This is a genomic window from Stutzerimonas chloritidismutans (genome assembly GCF_038562055.1).
In the GTDB taxonomy this organism is placed as follows: Bacteria; Pseudomonadota; Gammaproteobacteria; order Pseudomonadales; family Pseudomonadaceae; genus Stutzerimonas; species Stutzerimonas chloritidismutans_A.
Genome location: NZ_JBCFXD010000004.1, coordinates 129,662 through 149,365, shown reverse-complemented (window position 1 = coordinate 149,365; position 19,704 = coordinate 129,662). Strand labels below are relative to the sequence as shown.

Below are 19,704 nucleotides of genomic sequence, written 5' to 3'. Positions count from 1 at the left end.
GGGGTATCGATGGCTATCAGCATGACAACCGCCGCTGCCGATCACGTGCGCCGTTCTCTGGAAGGGCGCGGCAAGGGGCTTGGGGTCCGGTTGGGCGTACGAACCACGGGCTGTTCCGGCCTGGCTTATGTGCTCGAGTTCGTGGACGAAGCAGCTACAGAAGACTCGGTCTTCGACAGTCATGGCGTGAAGGTGATCATCGATCCCAAGAGCCTCGTGTACCTCGACGGGACGGAGCTCGACTTTGTTCGAGAGGGGCTGAACGAAGGCTTCAAGTTCAACAACCCTAACGTACGTGGCGAATGCGGCTGCGGCGAAAGCTTCAATATCTGAGGACGCTGTGGGAACTCCCTGTCACTATGCGCTGTTCGAGTTGCAGCCAACTTTCGATATCGATCCGGAGCTGCTGTCGTCTCGTTACCGCGAGCTGGCGCGCAAAGTTCATCCGGATCGGTTTGCTGACGCTGGCGAGACCGAGCAGCGCTACGCAATCGAGCGCTCGACGAATCTCAACGAGGCCTATCAGACGCTGAAAAGTCCGTCGCGTCGAGCGCGCTATCTGCTCACGCTTGAGGGTCGCGAGATGCCGTTGGAGGCGACCGTCCAGGATCCCGCTTTCCTTATGCAGCAGATGCAGTGGCGCGAAGAGCTGGAGGAGTTGCAGAGTGATGCGGATATCGCAGGTGTAGCTTCCTTCAAGGCTCGCCTTAAAGCGGCTCAGCAAGGTCTCAATGACTCTTTCGCCGGCATCTGGCGGGATGATTCGCAACGGGCGGAGGCGGAACGGCTGGTGCGTCGTATGCAGTTTCTCGACAAGCTGTCCCAGGAAGTGCGCCAGTTAGAAGAGCGCCTCGACGATTAACCCCGCGTAGCGCCAGACGCTGCGCCCGATATCAGACAGACATGGCCTTACTTCAGATAGCTGAACCCGGACAAAGCCCGCAACCGCACCAGCGTCGACTGGCGGTTGGCATCGATCTTGGCACTACCAATTCTCTCGTTGCAGCCCTGCGTAGTGGCGTTACGGCGCCACTGGCCGATGCCGATGGAGAGGTGATTCTGCCATCCGCGGTGCGTTATCACAGCGATCACGTTGAAGTGGGGCGAGCGGCGAAGGCCGCCGCTGCCAGCGATCCGCTAAATACCATTGTGTCCGTCAAGCGCTTGATGGGTAGAGGTATCGGTGATGTGAAGCAACTGGGTGGGCAGTTGCCGTATCGATTCAGCGAGGGGCAGTCGCAGATGCCCTTCATTGAAACGGTGCAGGGGGCGAAAAGTCCTGTTGAGGTCTCTGCCGAAATTCTGCGCGTCTTGCGCGAACGTGCGGAAGCGGTACTGGCTGGCGAGCTGGTCGGTGCGGTGATTACAGTTCCGGCATATTTCGATGATGCGCAACGGCAAGCGACCAAAGACGCCGCGCGCCTGGCTAATCTCAACGTGTTGCGTCTGCTTAATGAGCCTACCGCCGCCGCTGTTGCCTACGGTCTGGACCGCGAAGCCGAAGGTGTCGTGGCGATTTATGACCTGGGCGGTGGGACCTTCGATATCTCCATCTTACGCCTGACCAAAGGCGTGTTCGAGGTACTGGCTACAGGTGGTGATACCGCGCTTGGCGGTGATGACTTCGATCATGCAGTTGCCGGCTGGATTCTGGCTAAGGCCGGCGCCTCCCAGAATCTCGATCCGGGAGCCCAGCGTGAAGTGCTGAAAATTGCCTGCGATGCCAAGGAACAGCTCAGCGAAACCGATGCTGTCGAAGTGCGATATGCCGGATGGCAGGGCGTTCTAACGCGGGCCATATTCAACGAACTCATCGATCCGATGATCGCCCGTAGCCTCAAGTCGTGCAGGCGCGCGCTACGCGATTCGTCCGTCGAGCTGGACGAAGTCCAAGCGGTGGTCATGGTCGGCGGTTCCACGCGGGTCCCTCAGGTTCGCGAGCGGGTAGGGGAAATGTTCGGTCGGGATCCGTTGACCGATATCGATCCCGATCAGGTCGTTGCGATCGGCGCTGCAATCCAGGCAGAGACGCTGGCCGGCAATAATCGCGATGGCGAGGAGCTGTTGCTCCTCGATGTAATTCCGCTGTCGCTTGGGTTGGAAACGATGGGTGGTTTGATGGAAAAGATCATTCCGCGCAACACCACCATCCCGGTCGCTCGGGCCCAAGAGTTCACCACGTACAAGGACGGCCAGACGGCCATGATGATCCATGTACTGCAGGGTGAGCGGGAGCTTATTGCCGATTGTAGATCTCTGGCTCGCTTCGAGCTGCGGGGCATCCCGCCAATGGTGGCCGGGGCGGCGAAGATTCGTGTCACTTTCCAGGTTGATGCGGACGGGCTACTCAGTGTTTCGGCGCGTGAGCTGGCGTCGGGCGTCGAGTCGAGTATTCAGGTAAAGCCATCTTATGGGCTCACCGATGGCGAGATTGCTCGCATGTTGGAAGACTCTTTTCATAAGGCCAGCGAAGACAAAACGGCCCGAGCGCTGCGTGAGCAGTTGGTCGATGCGCAGCGATTGCTGGAGGCGGTTGAAGGGGCCTTGGCGGTCGATGGCGAGCGTCTGCTCGACCAAGACGAACGCGAAGCGATCGAGTCACAGGTGCATGAATTGCGTGAGCTGCTTGAAAGTCAGGATGGCCTTGCCATCGAACGGCAGGTGAAGCGCCTCAGCCAGATTACCGATGCCTTTGCAGCACGACGACTAGATTCCACCGTCAAGGCCGCCCTGGCCGGGCGGCGGCTTAACGATATCGAGGATTGAACTAGATGCCGCAGATTGTTTTCCTGCCTCATGCCGACCATTGTCCGGAAGGGGCGGTAGTGGATGCTCAGCCCGGTGAGACGGTGCTTGACGCTGCGCTGCGAAATGGCATCGATATTGAACATGCCTGTGAAAAGTCCTGTGCGTGTACCACTTGCCACGTGGTGATCCGCGAGGGCTTCGCTTCGCTGGAGGCATCCGACGAGTTGGAGGATGACATGCTGGATAAGGCGTGGGGGCTAGAGCCTACCTCCAGGCTGTCCTGCCAGGCTGCGATTGCCGACGTCGATCTGGTTGTCGAGATACCGAAATACACCATCAATCAAGTGTCCGAAGGTCATTAAGGCGAGGTGAATCATGGCGCTTAAATGGTCCGATGTATTGGATATTGCAATTGAGCTGAGTGAGCGTAAGCCTGACGTTGATCCCCGCTACGTAAATTTTGTCGAACTACATCGTTGGGTTGTCGAGTTGCCCGGCTTTTCCGACGATCCGACTCGCGGTGGTGAAAAGGTGTTGGAAGCCATACAGGCAGCCTGGATCGAAGAGGCATAGAGGCGCCCCTGCCAGCCGGGGGCTGTAGGCGGGCGATCTGGAATTGATGGCTCCTGCTGATTAGCTTCTGGCTTCTGGCTACCCTTATATTTTTCGTCCTGACCCGCGTATAATTCGCGGGTTTACTCGTTTGCTTTAACCTATCGTTTTCTGGAGTTTCAAATGGCCCTGCAACGCACTTTCTCCATCATCAAGCCTGACGCCGTCGCCAAGAATGTTATTGGTGAAATCACCTCTCGTTTCGAGAAGGCTGGTCTGCGTGTCGTCGCTTCGAAGATGGTTCAGTTGTCCGAACGTGAAGCGGGCGGTTTCTATGCCGAACACAGCGAGCGCGGTTTCTTCAAGGACCTGGTCGCGTTCATGGTGTCCGGTCCGGTAATCGTCCAGGTTCTGGAAGGCGAAGACGCCATTGCCAAAAACCGTGAGCTGATGGGCGCTACCAACCCGAAGGAAGCAGCTCCAGGCACTATTCGCGCCGATTTCGCTGTCTCTATCGATGAGAACGCTGTTCATGGTTCCGACTCCGAGGCGTCCGCCGCTCGCGAAATCGCCTACTTCTTCTCTGCCACCGAAGTGTGTGCCCGCATTCGCTGATCAGGCGAAGGTGAATCCTGATGACTGTGACTACCGGTAAAGTAAATCTGCTGGGGCTGACCCAGCCTCAGCTGGAAAGCTTCTTCGATTCCATAGGGGAGAAGCGCTTTCGTGCCGGTCAGGTCATGAAATGGATTCACCACTTTGGCGTCGATGACTTCGATGCCATGAGTAATATCGGCAAGGCCTTGCGCGAAAAGCTCAAGGCCTCTGCTGAGATCCGCGGCCCCGAAATCGTTAGCGAAGACATTTCCACCGACGGCACCCGCAAATGGGTTGTGCGTGTGGCTTCGGGGAGCTGCGTGGAGACCGTCTATATTCCCCAGGGTGGGCGAGGCACGCTCTGTGTTTCTTCCCAGGCTGGCTGTGCGCTGGACTGCAGCTTCTGCTCGACTGGCAAGCAAGGTTTTAATAGCAACCTCACCGCTGCCGAAGTGATCGGTCAGGTGTGGATTGCCAACAAGTCGTTCGGCACCATACCGGCGAAGGTAGATCGCGCTATCACCAACGTGGTGATGATGGGCATGGGCGAACCCCTGCTCAACTTCGACAATGTCGTCGCCGCCATGCAGATCATGATGGACGACCTCGGCTACGGTATATCCAAGCGTAAGGTGACACTCTCAACATCGGGTGTAGTACCGATGATCGAGGAGCTGTCCAAGGTCATCGATGTATCGCTGGCCCTTTCGCTGCACGCGCCGAATGATGAATTACGTGATCAGCTGGTTCCGATCAACAAGAAATACCCATTGGAAATGCTGTTGGCGGCTTGCCAACGCTACATCTCCAATCTCGGCGAAAAGCGCGTCCTGACTATCGAATACACGTTGTTACAGGACGTGAACGATCAGCCTGAGCACGCCGAACAGATGGTCGTCCTGCTGGCGAAGATTCCGTGCAAGATCAATCTGATCCCGTTCAATCCCTTTCCGCACTCCGGATATGAGCGGCCGAGCAACAATGCAATCCGACGTTTTCAGGACATCCTCCACAAAGCTGGGCACAATGTGACAGTGCGCACCACTCGCGGTGAGGATATCGACGCTGCCTGCGGCCAGCTGGTCGGGCAGGTGCTGGATAGAACGCGTCGAAGCGAGCGATACATCGCAGTGCGCCAGCTGCAATCTGAGCCAGTGACGACGCCCGTTGCTACGAACCGTTCCTGAGGGGGATGCTGATGACCTTGCGCGTCGCGCTGCTGTTTGTGCTCGCCAGTCTAATGGCTGGCTGTGTGTCTTCCGGGTCGGTGAACCCGATGCGCACCTCGGAAGGTCGCGACGAAGCCAGAGATGCCTATATTCAGCTTGGCATTGGCTATCTGCAGCAGGGTGAGACCTCTCGGGCGAAATCGCCGCTACGCAAGGCGCTTGAGCTGGACCCCAGCAGCGCAGATGCCCATGCGGCGTTGGCTTTGGTCTTCCAGAACGAGATGGAAAACCAGCTCGCCGACGAGCATTACCGCAAGGCGCTGTCGAGTCACAATGACGCCCGTATCCTCAATAACTACGGCAGCTTTCTTTTTGAGCAAAAGCGCTATCCGGAGGCGATGGAGCGTTTCTCAAAGGCCGCGGAAGATAACCTGTATTCCGGGCGATCCCACGTCTTTCAGAATATGGGCATGACTGCTCTGATGCTGGGTCAGCGGGAGCAGGCCGAAACCTATTTCACTCGTGCCTTGCGCCTCGACAGCCGGCAGCCGCGCGCATTACTCGAATTGGCCATGATGGCGTACGAAGACAAGCAGTACGTCCCGGCAAAACGTTACTACGAAGGTTTCAGCAGTCTTTCCGAGCAGACTGCCCGCAGTCTGCTGCTGGGCATTCGTTTGGCGAACATTCATCAGGACCGCGATCAGGCGGCGAGCCTGGGGTTACAGCTCAAGCGCCTGTATCCGGGCACGCCTGAATATCAACAGTTTCTTTCGGAGCAACGATGATAGCGCCGCATTCTGAAGCCGCCGCCCCGACGGCCCTTGGCAATCCTGGCGAAACGTTGCGGGCCGCACGCGAGAGTAAGAACTGGTCCCTGCCTGCGGTGGCCAAGCAGCTTAACCTCTCGGAGCGATCCCTTACCCAGATAGAGGCGGGTGACTTCAGTCAGCTGCCGGGTCATACGTTCGCCCGAGGCTACGTTCGCGCGTATGCCAAGCTGCTGGGGTTGGACCAGAATCGTCTGGTACAGCAGTTCGACCAGCATACCGGTACAGATGCAACCGGCAGCAGCGTCAATAGCCTTGGTCACATCGATCAGCCCGTGCGCCTGTCTCGCAGCATGGTGCGCTTTTTTACCTTCATCCTGACGCTGGTTATTGGCGTAGGAGCGTTCCTGTGGTGGCAAGATCGCTCGGCTCGTACCGAGTCGGGTCCGTCGGTCTCCGCGCTTGAGCGCATAGAGGTTGAGGCTGCCGACGGGACCACCGAGATTCATTTGCTCGACCGGGCTGAAGAGCCAGTCGAACTCGCGATAGAGGAGCCTGTCAGCTCGACGCCATCAACTGCCAACGAGCTCCAGGTCCCGAACACCGAGCCGTTGCCGTTAGCTGAACAGCCGGCAGTCGAAACGGAAGATGGAATGCCGGTGCAGCAGGCCGAGGGCGAGCCTTCCAGTGAGGCGCCTGCCGCTGCGCAGGCCGATGCCACGCCTGCGCCAGTGGCTGATGTAGCTGAAGCGGAGCCTGTAGCGCCTGGGGAAGGTCGTCTGACCTTGAACTACACGGCTGATTGCTGGACGCGGGTTACTGATGCGAAAGGCGAAGTACTCTACAGCGGGCTGGCCAAAGCGGGCAGCAGCCGTACCCTGGTTGGCGCAACCCCGCTGGACCTGCATCTGGGCTTTGCCTCGGGCGTGCAGGTCAGCTACAACGGCGAGCCCGTCAGTCTTTCCGGAAAAACCCGCGGTGAAACCGCGCGTCTCAAGCTCGGACAGTAATCATGCACAGTGAGTCTCCTATCAAGCGTCGCCCTACTCGAAAAATCTGGGTAGGCAACGTACCGGTCGGCGGCGATGCGCCTATCGCCGTTCAAAGCATGACCAATACCGAAACCTGCGATGTGGATGCCACGGTTGCGCAAATCGAGCGGCTGAAGAATGCCGGAGCTGACATCGTGCGTGTGTCGGTACCTTCGATGGAGGCGGCCGAGGCGTTCGGCAAGATCAAGCAGCGCGTCAGTTTGCCGTTGGTGGCGGACATTCATTTCGATTATCAGATTGCTTTGCGCGTCGCCGAACTGGGTGTCGACTGCCTGCGTATCAATCCTGGCAATATCGGTCGCGAAGACCGTGTCCGGGCCGTTGTCGAAGCTGCGCGGGATCGCGGCATCCCAATTCGCATAGGCGTCAATGCCGGCTCGTTGGAAAAGGATCTGCAAAAGAAGTACGGCGAGCCGACACCCGAGGCGCTGGTTGAGTCTGCGTTGCGCCATGTGGAGCATCTCGACCGTCTAAACTTCCCGGATTTCAAAGTAAGTGTTAAAGCCTCCGATGTCTTCATGGCTGTGGCGGCCTACCGTCTGTTGGCAGACAAAATCGAGCAGCCTCTGCACCTTGGCATTACCGAAGCCGGTGGATTGCGCTCGGGTACCGTGAAATCGGCAGTCGGGTTGGGCATGCTGCTCGCCGAAGGAATCGGCGACACCATTCGTATATCGCTGGCTGCTGACCCGGTGGAAGAGATCAAGGTCGGTTTCGATATTCTCAAGTCGCTGCGTCTGCGTTCGCGCGGAATCAATTTCATCGCTTGCCCAAGTTGCTCCCGGCAGAACTTCGACGTGGTCAAAACCATGAACGAACTTGAGGGGCGGCTTGATGACTTGCTGGTGCCTCTGGATGTTGCGGTGATTGGTTGCGTTGTGAACGGGCCAGGGGAGGCCAAGGAAGCACACATTGGCCTGACAGGTGGAACGCCGAACAACCTGATCTATATCGACGGCAAGCCGGCGCAAAAGCTGAACAACGAAAATCTGGTCGATGAGCTGGAGCAGCTGATTCGCCGCAAGGCCAGCGAGAAGGCCGAGTCTGACGCTGCGCTGATTCTACGCAGCTGAATTAAGGAACCGAATTGAGCAAGTCCCTGCAAGCCATCCGTGGCATGAACGATATTCTTCCGGCCCAGACGCCGGTTTGGCGTTACCTCGAAACGACCTTCGCACAGTTGCTCGATAGCTATGGCTACAGCGAGATTCGTCTGCCGATCCTTGAGTTCACCGATCTGTTCGCTCGCGGAATCGGCGAGGGGACCGACGTGGTCGACAAGGAGATGTACACCTTCCTTGACCGTAACGAGGAGTCATTGACGCTGCGGCCCGAGGGCACTGCCGGTTGCGTGCGCGCTGTGCTTGAACATGGCATGACGGGCGGCGGGCAGGTACAGAAGCTTTGGTATGCAGGTCCGATGTTCCGCTACGAGAAGCCACAGAAGGGCCGCTATCGCCAGTTTCATCAGATTGGTGTCGAAGTGTTCAATCAGCCGGGTCCGGATATCGATGCCGAGCTGATCGTACTGACCGCCCGGCTGTGGAAGAAGCTCGGCCTGTCCGATTCGGTTACCCTGCAGCTGAACAGCCTCGGCTCTAGCGAGGCAAGGGCAGCCTATCGCGATGCGTTAGTAGCTTACCTGCAGCAGCATTTCGAGCAGCTTGACGAAGACAGCCAGCGCCGCCTGACCAGTAACCCTTTGCGCATTCTCGACAGCAAGAATGTCCAGACCCAAGCGCTACTGGTTGACGCGCCGACGCTACATGACTATCTGGATGAAGAATCGCGTGCGCATTTCGAAGGCCTGAAAGCCCGTCTCGAAGTGGCTGGTATAGACTTTCAGATCAATCCCAAGCTGGTTCGCGGCCTCGATTATTACGGCCGGACCGTGTTTGAGTGGGTGACCGACAAACTGGGATCGCAAGGTACCGTTTGCGCGGGTGGTCGCTATGACGGGCTGGTCAGTCAATTTGGCGGCAAGCCTACCCCCAGCGTTGGCTTCGCCATGGGCATTGAGCGGCTGGTACTGCTACTCGAGACACTCGAATTGGTGCCCGAGGAACTCAATCAGCCGGCACACGCATTCATCTGTGCTTTTGGCGAGGCGGCCGAACTGGCGGCGCTGGGCCTGGCGGAGCGATTGCGGGACGCCTTGCCCGGCCTGCGCCTGCTGGTCAATGCGGGCGGCGGGAGTTTCAAGAGTCAGTTCAAGAAAGCCGACAAGAGCGGCGCCCGTTTCGCGCTGATTCTGGGTGACGACGAACTGGCCGGGCGCGTGGTAGGTTGCAAGCCGCTGCGCGACGACAGTGAACAAAAAAGCATTGCCTGGGATGCTCTACCCGAGTGTCTGGCTGCCTGTCTAGCGTGAGTGGACAGGTCCGATTTAAGCGAATGTAAGGAGTGACAGTGTGACCTCGGGTACCGAAGAAGAACAACTGGCGCAAATCAAGGAATGGTGGCAGCAAAACGGCAAACCCTTGCTGTTTGGTGGGGCGCTTGCTCTGGTGCTGGTGTTCGGATGGCAGTTCTGGCAGAAGCACCAGCTCAATCAGGCGCATAACGCCTCGACGGTCTATCAGCAATTGCTGAATGCCGCGCTGGAAGAGGGTGGAGCCGATACCGCCGAGGTCTCTCGCCTGGGCAATTTGCTGCAGAAAGAGTTTGCTGGTTCTCACTACGCCCAGTACGGCAGCCTCTTCGTTGCCAAGGTGGCGGTGGAGTCCGGCCGTCTTGACGAGGCTGCAACCGAGCTGCAGGCGGTGCTGGACAAGCCTGCCGACAAAACGCTGGAAGAGCTCGCTCGGCAGCGTATGGCCCGTGTTCTTGCGGCGCAGGATAAGGCTGAGGATGGACTCGCGCTGCTCGATGACGAAGCTGTTGATGCGTTTGCCGCCAGTCGTGAAGAGTTACGGGGTGATCTGCTGGTTCAGTTGCAGCGCCCTGAAGAAGCCCACGCTGCCTATTCCAAAGCAAAAGAACTGCTGTCTCAGGACGCCGCAATCGGTGGCCTGCAGCTGAAACTTGACGATCTGGCTCGTGGAGAGGCGTGAATTGATGCGTTGGAAAACTGCAGCATTGCTGACCCTGGCCGTTCTTGCGGCAGGTTGCAGCAGCAATGACAAGAAAGAGCCCGAACCCGCCGAACTGGTCAAATTTGACGCTGAAATCCAGCTAAAGGAACAGTGGAGTCGGTCCATCGGGGATGGCCAGGGAGAAACCTATAATCTACTGGCCCCTGTCGTCTACGGTAACGAGATATTTGCAGCCGATGTCGAAGGGTTGGTCGTGGCCATGGACCGTACGACCGGCAAGGTCAACTGGAAGAACGATCTCGAAGTGCCGGTTTCGGGTGCCGTGGGCGCCGGCTATGGCCTGGTTCTTGTCGGTACCCTGCGTGGTGAAGTGCTGGCTCTGGATGTCTCCACTGGTGAAGAGCGCTGGCGTAGCCAGGTGAGCAGCGAGGTGCTCGCCCCCCCCGCCGTCAATGGCGACGTAGTTGTTGTTCAGACCCAGGACGACCGCGTTATCGCGCTTGAGATTGACACGGGCGAACAGCGTTGGAGCTACGAAAGCTCGCCAGCGGTCCTGACCCTGCGCGGTACCGGCTCACCGTTGCTTACCAACGAGCTGGCGATCGCCGGCCTTTCCAGTGGCAAGGTAGTAGCACTGGACACCCGCCGCGGATTGCCAATCTGGGAGCAACGGGTCGCCATCCCACAAGGTCGTTCCGAACTTGAGCGCGTCGTCGATATCGATGGCGGGCTGCTGCTTTCAGGCGGCACCCTCTATGTCGCTTCCTTCCAGGGTCGCGCAGCTGCGCTGGATCTGGAGAGTGGTCGGATTCTCTGGCAACGCGATGCCTCGACGGCAACCGGCCTTGCAATGGGGTATGGCAGTGTCTACGTAAGCCAGGCCGATGGCACGGTCCTTGGCATCGATGAGCGATCGACAACCGTACTCTGGAGCAACGATTCGCTGTTGCGTCGGCAGCTGTCCGCTCCGGCGGTTTTCTCCAGCTATGTCGTGGTGGGTGACAAGGAGGGGTATCTACACTTCCTCAGCCAGGTCGATGGGCGTTTCGTCGCGCGCACCCGTATCGACAGCGCCGGGGTGCGAGCCAGACCTGTGGTCGAAGGCGACTGGCTGTATGCCTACGGTAACGACGGAAAGCTTGTCGCGCTGACCATTCGCCAAGCGGATTGACAGCCTCACGTCGTGTACCTTGCTCCGTTCAGGCGGAGCAATAAATATCTGGCCGCTGCCTTGCAGCGGCCTTCGTGTTTTCTGAAATATCGCAGTGGAGAGCCGTATGGTTCCCGTAATCGCCCTGGTGGGCCGCCCGAACGTTGGCAAGTCCACCCTGTTTAACCGTTTGACCAAGAGCCGTGACGCCATCGTGGCGGAATATGCCGGTCTGACCCGTGATCGCCAGTATGGCGAGGCCAAATGGCAAGGTCGCACCTACATCGTCATCGATACCGGTGGTCTGACAGGGGATGAGGAAGGCATCGACGCCAAGATGGCCGAGCAGTCCCTGCAAGCCATGCAGGAGGCCGATGCAGTCATGTTCATGGTCGATGCGCGTGCTGGCATGACGCCTGGCGATCAGATGATTGCCGAGCACCTGCGCAAGATGAACAAGCGCCACTTTCTGGTGGCGAACAAGGTTGACAGCATTGATCCCGATATCGCCCGCGCGGAATTCAGTCCACTAGGTCTCGGTGATGCCCTGCCGATTGCCGCCGCTCATGGTCGTGGCATCAGCCATATGCTTCAGCAGGCACTTGGTGTGTTCCCCAAGGACGACGCCGAGGTGGCTGAAGACCAGGGTGAAGAAGGCGAAGCGGTCGCTGAAGGCGAGGAGCTGAAACGCATCCCGGGGCCGAGTGAAAAGGACGGTATCAAGATCGCAATCATCGGCCGGCCCAACGTGGGCAAGTCGACATTGGTCAACCGCATGCTTGGCGAAGAGCGGGTCATCGTTTATGACCAGGCCGGCACCACCCGCGACAGCATCTACATCCCGTTCGAACGCGACGACGAAAAGTACACCCTGATCGATACCGCTGGTGTGCGTCGCCGCGGCAAGATCTTCGAGGCCGTGGAAAAGTTCTCGGTGGTCAAGACGCTGCAGGCGATCCAGGACTCGAACGTTGTCATCTTCGTCATGGATGCACGCGAAGGCGTGGTCGAACACGATCTGAATCTGCTTGGTTTCGTGCTGGAAAGCGGCAGAGCGCTTGTCATCGCGCTGAACAAGTGGGACGGCATGGAGCCGAGTGAGCGGGATTATGTGAAGACCGAACTGGAGCGCCGGTTGTTCTTTGTCGAGTTTGCCGACATCCACTTCATCTCCGCCAAGCACGGCACCGGCGTTGGCAACCTGTACAAGTCGGTGCAGGCTTCGTTCACTTCAGCCGTGACTCGTTGGCCCACCAGCCGTCTGACGCAGATCCTTGAAGACGCGGTTCGCGAGCATGCGCCGCCGATGGTGGCCAGCCGCCGAATCAAGCTTCGTTACGCACACCTGGGCGGAGCTAACCCACCGCTGATCGTCATCCATGGCAACCAGGTCGACTCGATTCCCAAGTCCTACACCCGTTACCTGGAAAACACTTACCGGCGTGTGCTGAAGCTGGTCGGTACGCCGATTCGTATCGAATACAAGGGTGGCGAAAACCCCTTTGAGGGCAAGAAGAACACCCTGACCGACCGCCAGGTCAACAAGAAGCGTCGCCTCATGTCCCACCACAAAAAGGCCGAGAAAAAGCGTCGCGACAAGCGCTAGCGTTCAGCCTTCGTCGAACGACTGGTCCATATCCAGGGCCGGTCGTGCATGCCTCGGCTTGCCGACTTGGCGGGCCGGGTTACCGACCACGGTTGTGTGAGGCGCCACGGCTTGCAGAACCACACTGCCAGCGCCGACCTTGGCGCCTTCGCCGATTTCAATATTGCCGAGAATCTTTGCCCCTGCGCCGATCATCACGCCGCTGCGCACCTTGGGGTGGCGGTCTCCGCTTTCCTTGCCGGTCCCGCCCAGCGTTACACCTTGCAGAATCGAGACATCATCGCCCACTGCGGCGGTTTCGCCGATGACGATGCCGGTCGCATGGTCGAGCATGATGCCGCTGCCGATCTGGCTGGCCGGGTTTATGTCGACGGCTAGACGTTCGTTGCAGCGAGCCTGGATGAACATCGCCAGCAGGCGCTCATCCTGCAGCAGCAGCTGATGGCCTATGCGGTAGGCCTGCAGGGCCAGAAATCCCTTGGAGAACAATAGCACTTCCAGCCCGGTGCCAAAGGCCGGGTCTCGGCTGACGATGGCCTGCAAGTCGCACCAGGCCGACTCGGCCAATGCCGGGAACTGCTGGTGAATGCTGGAGAACCGATCAAACAAGGCCGCTTGCTGCTCCTCGCTGTCAGCTAGGGCTTGGCTGACTCGGTGGGCCAAGGCGAAAGCGAAATCAGGCTGATCGAGAATGGCTTCACGAAAAGTGCCGCTCAAGACCGGCTCTGCCTGCACTGCTCGTTCTGCCTGGGTACGCAAGATGTGCCATGGGGAGTCTGCAGGTGACATGCTGGAATTCCTGAGTATCGGATTGAGGTGCCGCACAGGCGTGTTTGCATCACTGTAGCAGCCGGCGCGGCATGTCCGGCGCCCTCGTATCCTGGCGCATTGATCGGCTATTCTGTTTTCCCCTGCCGAAGCCCCTTACGGCGGGCCTGTTGGAAGGCTGTCATGTTGATCAGTAAATTGCCCAATGTCGGCACCACCATTTTCACCACCATGTCGCAACTGGCGGCGCAGACCGGCGCCTTGAATCTGTCGCAGGGCTTTCCCGATTTCGATGGCCCCGATGCGTTGCGTGAGGCAGTTGCCCGGCATGTGATGACTGGACACAACCAATACGCACCGATGACCGGCCTGCCGGCGTTGCGCGAGCAGGTGGCGATCAAGGTCGGCTCGTTATATGAGCGCCAGGTCAGCGCCGAGGCCGAGGTCACGATCACCCCCGGGGCGACGCAGGCCATTTTTTGTGCGATTCATGCGGTTGTCCGGCCAGGGGATGAAGTAATCGTTTTCGACCCCTGCTACGACAGCTACGAGCCAGCCGTCGAACTCGCCGGCGGGGTGTGCGTTCATCAGTCGCTGAGCTTGCCGGGCTTTTCCATCGATTGGCAGAAGCTAGCCGATGCAATTACCCCACGCACTCGAATGATCGTGTTGAACACGCCGCATAACCCCAGCGGCGCATTGATCGAGAGGGCTGACCTGGATCGTCTGGCGGCCTTGATCCGCGACCGCGATATCTACCTGCTCAGTGATGAGGTCTACGAGCACCTGATATTCGACGGTCGTGAGCACGCCAGTGTATTGCGGCACGATGAACTGTATCAGCGTGCCTTCGTCGTCAGTTCCTTTGGCAAGACCTACCATGTGACCGGCTGGAAGACCGGATACGTGGTGGCGCCAACCGCGCTCAGCAGTGAGCTGCGCAAGGTGCACCAATACGTGAGCTTTGCCGGCGTCACACCGTTGCAATGGGCGCTGGCCGACTTCATGGCTGCGCATCCCGAGCATGTTGCAGAGCTGCCAGCCTTCTACCAGGCCAAGCGTGATCTGTTCTGCGATCTGCTGGCAGGTTCGCGCTTCAGCTTCACGCGCGCCTCGGGGACCTACTTTCAGTTGGCGGACTATTCTGCGATCCGCCCGGATCTCGGCGATGTCGCCATGGCTGAATGGCTGACCCGTGAACACGGTGTTGCCAGTATTCCGATTTCGGTGTTCTACCAAACGCCTCCTGCAGAGTCGCGGCTTGTCCGCTTCTGCTTCGCCAAACGAGAGGAGACGCTGCGCCAAGCAGCAGAACGACTATGCGCGATCTGAACGACCTACCCGATCTTGAACTGGCTCTGATCCAGACGACGCTTGTCTGGCAGGATGCTTACGCCAATCGTGAGCGTTTCATCGGGCTGCTGGATGACGCCCGCGGCGCGGACCTGATCGTCCTGCCGGAAATGTTCACGACAGCCTTTTCGATGAATTCCGCAGAGCTCGCCGAGCCCGAGGAGGGCCCGACCTACTCATGGTTGCGTGAGCAGGCAGCGCGCACGGACGCGGTGATCACCGGTAGCGTGATCATCGAGGCCGCCGATGGCAGCCATCGTAACCGGCTGCTCTGGGCTCAGCCGAACGGCGAAATCTTGCATTACGACAAGCGTCACCTGTTCCGCATGGCCGGTGAGCACAAGCACTACACAGCGGGCGAGAAGCAGGCCGTTTTCAAACTCAACGGCTGGCACGTGCGCCCGCTGATCTGCTACGACTTGCGCTTCCCGGTGTGGAGCCGCGATCCGCACGACACCGACCTGCTCCTCTATACCGCCAACTGGCCGGCGGCACGGCGTAACGCCTGGAATCGCCTATTACCCGCGCGTGCGATCGAGAATCTCTGCTACGTCGCCGCTGTGAATCGGGTGGGTGAAGACGGTAAGGGTTATCCCTACAGCGGCGACAGCCAGGTACTGGACTATCTCGGCGATCCGCTGCTCGAAGCCGGTGATGCAGAAGGGGTGTTTCGCACGACGCTTCGCGCGGCTCATCTGGCCAAGTTCCGCAGCAAATTTCCCGCTTACCACGATGGCGACGCTTTCGAGCTGAAGCTTTAACCCGGACTGGAGATCAGCGCGCTGCTGATCTGTGCCGGTGACGCCACACCAGGCCGCCATAGATGAGTGCGTTTATCACCACCACTATGGCGGCCAGCAGATATTGCACTGGCACGCTCAGCCAGGCGGGGTAGATCAGTGGCAGCAGGTAATGTTCGATGAAGCCGGCCTCGTACCCCTGAGTGCCGGCCAGGCGGCGCAGCAGGTTTTCCCAGTAGGTGAGGGGGCAGGGTCGTCCGCTCAGCTCAACGAAGAGACCCCAGGCGATCGCTGGTAGGTGCAACAGCAAGAATCCGCGTTTCCAGGCAACCAGCAGGCCGCCCAGCAACACGAAGATGATGAAGGCGAGATGCAGCAGCAGAACTGCATCGGCTCCAAGTCGGTAAAGCACCGCGCTACACCGCTGCGCCGGCCCCGCCCAGCCGGCGGATCTGCCGGTTTTGCGGCCGCGCCAGGAGGATGACCGAGAGCACCGCTCCCAGCAGTGCCATGAACATGTCTGACTGGGTATCCCAGGGATCGCCCTGCGTACCAAGGAAGTCGTCCGCGCCCTGGCCGGCAAGAAGTGCCACCCACCACTCGATCAGCTCGTAAAAGGCGCTGAACGCCAGGGCGACGCAAACGGCGAGAAAGCCCAGCATTCTCCCGGCTGCGACTATACGGCGGCGCAGCAGAATCTCCCGCGTGAGCAGGGCTGGCGTGACGCCCTGGATGAGATGGCCAAGTTTGTCGTACGGATTACGGCTGAGGTCGAACCACTCCTGTACCCAGAAACCCGCGGGAACACGTGCATAGGTATAGGCGCCACCAAGAATCAACACCAACGCATGGAAGGCGATGACCCCATACATCAAGCGCGTTAGCGGAAAGCGCGGATAGCTCCAGAGCAGCAATGGGGCGGCGATCAGCACGGGGGCGACTTCCAGCAGCCAAGTCGCTCGATCGTACGGAGCCACGCCGGAGCAGACGAGTGCCGCCAGCACGACCAATCCGAGCGTCGCATAGAGTGTCCGGTCCTGCATCGGTGTCGCCATGGTTACGAGTCGGGCCAACAGCATGCAGTGTGGGGTCGGGCAGGCGCAACTGCGTCGGCGACAACGCCGGCAAAGCGCCTTCTGCGGGTGCTGGTCTAGCCTGGCCGTCGCAACGAGGTGGTTGAACGGGATATCGATCTGCTGCAGCGTCGCAGGTCAACCGCGCCGACGAAGCGATTGGCATTGCCCTGCACACAGGCTACGTTGCGGTTACGCCATTGCTCCCACTCGTTGACCGGGTACTGGCGATTCCATATGTCATACAGGCGGCGATCCTGCTTCGACAACCGCAGGCTGTAACGCTCGCTCATGTAGAGGTAGGTGCGGGCAATGACGCCGCGTGCGTAGGTCGGCGGCATGGCGGTGCGCTGCTTGAAGTTCACCACGAAAGGGCAGGCGCCATACTGACTGGGCTTTTCGCTGAGCATGCCGAAGCCGTAGTTGCTGCGGTCACCGTTCACTTCACCGACGACTGGCACCAGATTGTGCAGATCGGCTTCCGCCTGGCTGAATACCGGGTCGCTGGACGTACAGTGCTTGCGCCCGCCGTCCTGCCAGCATTGGCGTTGATGGCCGATCACCCAGGCCGGCACGATATGTTCCCACTCCACCCTGGCGGCGCGCTTGGGTTGCTTGCGCGGTACATAGCCACAGCTGGCCATGTCTATCTGCTTGCCCTTGAAGGCGCAGCCGCAATAGAAATCCACCGGTCGCTCGGCGTACATCTGCCAGGCAATTTTCTTTGCTTCGCGAAAGGTGCTTGGCGCGTCGGCTTGGAGCTGAACAGAGAAAAGCAGGGCGAGCAGAAGCAGGCTGTATCGGCGCATGGGGGTTCTCGACGACTAACTGAGAATCGCATCCATGCGGGGCGCGCTATCTTACCTGTCAGATATATAAATCCATATATAACAATAACTTACATAATGTCATTAAGCCTGCTTACGACCCAGGCGGTTGATCTGCAGCGAGGCCAGAATGATCAGCCCTCCAACCGTCAGCAATACAAGGTTGGTCTGCGTGCCCCAGAACAACAGATTGAGTACCAGCCCCACCGGCACCGCCATGTTGTTCATCACCGCGAGAGTGCCCGCATCGACCAGGGTGGCGCCCTTGTTCCAGCAGAATTGCCCCAGCGCCGTCGCCAGCACGCCCATCCACACCAGTACGCCCCACTGCGCAGTGGTGGTGGGCAGCTTGTCCGGGTTGCCGAACAGCAGCCAGGCCGGCAGCACGACGACCAGCGCGCCAATGAAGAAGTAGCCGAAGCGACGATGGAGAGGGATATCGGACGGATAACGCTGCGCCAGATGCTTGTAGCCGACCTGGCCGGCGGCAAAGGTGAAGTTGGCCAACTGCATCAGCAGGAAGCCGCCGAGGAAGTCGTTGGAGACGCCGTCATAGCGAATCAGTCCGGCACCCAATACCGCTACGGCTGCGGCGACCAGCGCCCAGGGGTTGAAGCGACGGTTCAGCGCATCGTCGATCAATGTCACGTGGAGCGGTGTCAGTACCGTGAACAGCAGCACTTCGGCGACCGTCAACACGTTGAAACTCAGATACAGGCACAGGTAAGTAACGCCGAACTGCAACGCGCCGACCAGGGTGACGCCGCCAATGAAGCCCGGTGCCACGCCTCGCCAGCGGGTCAGCGGCAGGAATACTATGCCAGCCAGCAGTACCCGGGTCAGCACGGCGAAATAGCTGTCCACCTGGCCAGCGAGGTAGGCACCGATCAGGTTGAAGGAAAACGCCCAGAGCAGGGTGACAAAAATCAGGTAGCGCATGCCGACTCCTCAGAAGGTCGGCGACCTTAGCGGCTCGACGGCAAAGAGGGAAGGCCCGGTTTGCCGCGCGCTGCGCATGAGCACGCCTAGACCAGCGTGCCCATGCTGTGGCTTATGCCGACTTGAGCGAGGCCATGTCGATGACGAAACGGTACTTCACATCGCTCTTGAGCATGCGCTCGTAAGCTTCGTTGATAGTCTGAATATCGATCATCTCGATGTCCGACACGATGTTGTGTTTGGCGCAGAAATCGAGCATCTCCTGGGTCTCGGCAATGCCGCCGATCAGCGAGCCGGCGATGCGGCGACGCTTGAAGATCAGGCCGAACACGCTGGGTGAGGGATGTGGCGAGGCAGGCGCACCCACCAGGGTCATGGTCGCGTCACGCTTGAGCAGCGCAACGAAGGCGTCGAGGTTGTGCGGCGCGGCGACCGTGTTGAGGATGAAGTCGAAGCTGTTCAGGTGCGCGGCCATCTCGTCCCGGTTCTTCGACACCACCACTTCGCTGGCACCGAGGCGCAGCGCGTCTTCCTTCTTGTCCGGCGAGGTGGTGAACAGGACCACGTGCGCCCCCATGGCATTGGCGATCTTCACTGCCATGTGACCAAGGCCGCCGAGGCCGACCACGCCGACCTTCTGGCCGGGCCCTACCTTCCACTGGCGTAGCGGCGAATAGGTGGTGATCCCGGCGCACAGCAGCGGCGCGACGGCCGCCAGGCTGGCTTCGTCGTGCGAGATGCGCAGGACGAAATGCTGGTCCACCACAATGTTGTCCGAATAGCCGCCCAGGGTGTTCTCGCCACCACCGAACGCCGGGCCGTTGTAGGTGCCGGTGAAGCCGTTCTCGCAGTATTGCTCCAGTCCTTCGCCGCAGGACGAGCACGTCCGGCAACTGTCGACCAGGCAGCCGACGCCGGCCATATCGCCGACTTTGAAGCGGCTAACCCCCTCACCGACGGCCGTTACCCGCCCGACGATCTCGTGGCCTGGGACGGATGGATAGAGCGTGTTGTTCCATTCGTTGCGTGCGGTATGCAGGTCCGAGTGGCAGACGCCGCAGTAGAGAATGTCGATCTTTATATCGTTCGGTCCGACGTCGCGGCGGGTGAAGGAATAGGGTGCGAGCGGCGTGCTCGGATCTTGGGCGGCATAACCGACGGCATTGCTCATGGCGACTCCTGAGGCTGATGTTCTGGGTGAACACCCATCCTAGTGCCAGAGGCCGTGAAGCGGTTGCACGATTCTGCTGATGAATGATGCGTTACTGCAGGAAGCAGGGGGGCGAGAAGCCATGGAGTGACGGGAGCGGCGCCCAGGGGGGGGT

General features: G+C 59.5%; 22 protein-coding genes. 16 read left to right on the top strand and 6 right to left on the bottom strand.

The window, feature by feature from the left end:
• Positions 1–9: 9 nt before the first annotated feature.
• The 14 genes from iscA to der all read left to right on the top strand — a co-directional run bounded on the left by iscA (position 10) and on the right by der (position 12,679).
• The gene (gene iscA, locus AAGW23_RS08815) at positions 10–333 is read left to right on the top strand and encodes an iron-sulfur cluster assembly protein IscA (protein WP_102835906.1); all 324 of its coding nucleotides are present in this window, start codon (positions 10–12) and stop codon (positions 331–333) included.
• A 7-nt stretch (positions 334–340) separates the two neighbouring features.
• A complete protein-coding gene (gene hscB, locus AAGW23_RS08810) occupies positions 341–862 on the top strand; it encodes a co-chaperone HscB (protein ID WP_342406101.1) in 522 nt (173 codons plus the stop codon).
• A gap of 41 nt (positions 863–903) precedes the next feature.
• Positions 904–2,766, top strand: a complete 1,863-nt coding sequence (gene hscA, locus AAGW23_RS08805; RefSeq protein WP_342406100.1) for a Fe-S protein assembly chaperone HscA — start codon at positions 904–906, stop codon at positions 2,764–2,766.
• Positions 2,767–2,771: 5 nt separating this feature from the next.
• Positions 2,772–3,110 (top strand): ISC system 2Fe-2S type ferredoxin, encoded by a 339-nt coding sequence (gene fdx / locus AAGW23_RS08800; RefSeq protein WP_102835909.1) that lies wholly within the window; start codon positions 2,772–2,774, stop codon positions 3,108–3,110.
• Between the two features lie 13 nt (positions 3,111–3,123).
• A complete protein-coding gene (gene iscX, locus AAGW23_RS08795; protein WP_342406099.1) occupies positions 3,124–3,321 on the top strand; it encodes a Fe-S cluster assembly protein IscX in 198 nt (65 codons plus the stop codon).
• A gap of 162 nt (positions 3,322–3,483) precedes the next feature.
• Positions 3,484–3,915 carry a nucleoside-diphosphate kinase gene (gene ndk, locus AAGW23_RS08790; protein ID WP_021209485.1) on the top strand — a complete coding sequence of 144 codons (432 nt, stop codon included), beginning with the start codon at positions 3,484–3,486 and terminating at the stop codon, positions 3,913–3,915.
• 17 nt (positions 3,916–3,932) lie between these two features.
• Positions 3,933–5,084: a 23S rRNA (adenine(2503)-C(2))-methyltransferase RlmN gene (gene rlmN / locus AAGW23_RS08785; protein ID WP_342406233.1), complete on the top strand. Its 1,152-nt coding sequence runs from the start codon at positions 3,933–3,935 to the stop codon at positions 5,082–5,084.
• 11 nt (positions 5,085–5,095) lie between these two features.
• Positions 5,096–5,854, top strand: a complete 759-nt coding sequence (gene pilW / locus AAGW23_RS08780) for a type IV pilus biogenesis/stability protein PilW (RefSeq protein ID WP_342406096.1) — start codon at positions 5,096–5,098, stop codon at positions 5,852–5,854.
• Positions 5,851–6,846, top strand: coding sequence for a RodZ family helix-turn-helix domain-containing protein (locus AAGW23_RS08775; protein WP_342406095.1), 996 nt, complete (start codon positions 5,851–5,853; stop codon positions 6,844–6,846). Before pilW ends, AAGW23_RS08775 begins: the two co-directional genes overlap by 4 nt.
• Positions 6,847–6,848: 2 nt before the next feature.
• The gene (gene ispG, locus AAGW23_RS08770; protein ID WP_102835913.1) at positions 6,849–7,961 is read left to right on the top strand and encodes a flavodoxin-dependent (E)-4-hydroxy-3-methylbut-2-enyl-diphosphate synthase; all 1,113 of its coding nucleotides are present in this window, start codon (positions 6,849–6,851) and stop codon (positions 7,959–7,961) included.
• Positions 7,962–7,975: 14 nt separating this feature from the next.
• Entirely contained in the window at positions 7,976–9,259 is a 1,284-nt protein-coding gene (gene hisS / locus AAGW23_RS08765) for a histidine--tRNA ligase (protein WP_342406094.1), read from the top strand.
• Positions 9,260–9,299: 40 nt separating this feature from the next.
• On the top strand, positions 9,300–9,941 hold the full coding sequence (locus AAGW23_RS08760; protein WP_342406093.1) for a tetratricopeptide repeat protein: 642 nt from the start codon (positions 9,300–9,302) through the stop codon (positions 9,939–9,941).
• A gap of 4 nt (positions 9,942–9,945) precedes the next feature.
• On the top strand, positions 9,946–11,094 hold the full coding sequence (gene bamB / locus AAGW23_RS08755; protein ID WP_342406091.1) for an outer membrane protein assembly factor BamB: 1,149 nt from the start codon (positions 9,946–9,948) through the stop codon (positions 11,092–11,094).
• Between the two features lie 106 nt (positions 11,095–11,200).
• The gene (der, locus tag AAGW23_RS08750) at positions 11,201–12,679 is read left to right on the top strand and encodes a ribosome biogenesis GTPase Der (protein ID WP_342406090.1); all 1,479 of its coding nucleotides are present in this window, start codon (positions 11,201–11,203) and stop codon (positions 12,677–12,679) included.
• 3 nt (positions 12,680–12,682) lie between these two features.
• Here the strand turns inward: der and cysE are convergent, their stop codons facing one another.
• Positions 12,683–13,468: a serine O-acetyltransferase gene (cysE, locus tag AAGW23_RS08745; RefSeq protein WP_342406088.1), complete on the bottom strand. Its 786-nt coding sequence runs from the start codon at positions 13,466–13,468 to the stop codon at positions 12,683–12,685.
• Between the two features lie 162 nt (positions 13,469–13,630).
• Here cysE and AAGW23_RS08740 point away from each other — a divergent pair, with 162 nt between their 5' ends.
• Positions 13,631–14,779, top strand: coding sequence for a pyridoxal phosphate-dependent aminotransferase (locus AAGW23_RS08740; RefSeq protein WP_342406086.1), 1,149 nt, complete (start codon positions 13,631–13,633; stop codon positions 14,777–14,779).
• Positions 14,767–15,561, top strand: a complete 795-nt coding sequence (locus AAGW23_RS08735) for an amidohydrolase (protein WP_342406085.1) — start codon at positions 14,767–14,769, stop codon at positions 15,559–15,561. Before AAGW23_RS08740 ends, AAGW23_RS08735 begins: the two co-directional genes overlap by 13 nt.
• Before the next feature lie 13 nt (positions 15,562–15,574).
• Here AAGW23_RS08735 and AAGW23_RS08730 read toward each other — a convergent pair whose 3' ends face one another.
• The 5 genes from AAGW23_RS08730 to AAGW23_RS08710 all read right to left on the bottom strand — a co-directional run bounded on the left by AAGW23_RS08730 (position 15,575) and on the right by AAGW23_RS08710 (position 19,550).
• On the bottom strand, positions 15,575–15,952 hold the full coding sequence (locus AAGW23_RS08730; protein ID WP_342406084.1) for a DUF2784 domain-containing protein: 378 nt from the start codon (positions 15,950–15,952) through the stop codon (positions 15,575–15,577).
• Between the two features lie 4 nt (positions 15,953–15,956).
• Complete coding sequence (locus AAGW23_RS08725; RefSeq protein WP_342406083.1) at positions 15,957–16,583, bottom strand: DUF2238 domain-containing protein; 627 nt, start codon at positions 16,581–16,583, stop codon at positions 15,957–15,959.
• A 107-nt stretch (positions 16,584–16,690) separates the two neighbouring features.
• Positions 16,691–17,422 (bottom strand): endonuclease, encoded by a 732-nt coding sequence (locus AAGW23_RS08720; RefSeq protein ID WP_342406082.1) that lies wholly within the window; start codon positions 17,420–17,422, stop codon positions 16,691–16,693.
• A 102-nt stretch (positions 17,423–17,524) separates the two neighbouring features.
• Complete coding sequence (locus AAGW23_RS08715; RefSeq protein ID WP_342406081.1) at positions 17,525–18,379, bottom strand: carboxylate/amino acid/amine transporter; 855 nt, start codon at positions 18,377–18,379, stop codon at positions 17,525–17,527.
• Between the two features lie 112 nt (positions 18,380–18,491).
• Positions 18,492–19,550, bottom strand: coding sequence for an NAD(P)-dependent alcohol dehydrogenase (locus tag AAGW23_RS08710; protein WP_342406080.1), 1,059 nt, complete (start codon positions 19,548–19,550; stop codon positions 18,492–18,494).
• Between the last annotated feature and the right edge of the window lie 154 nt (positions 19,551–19,704).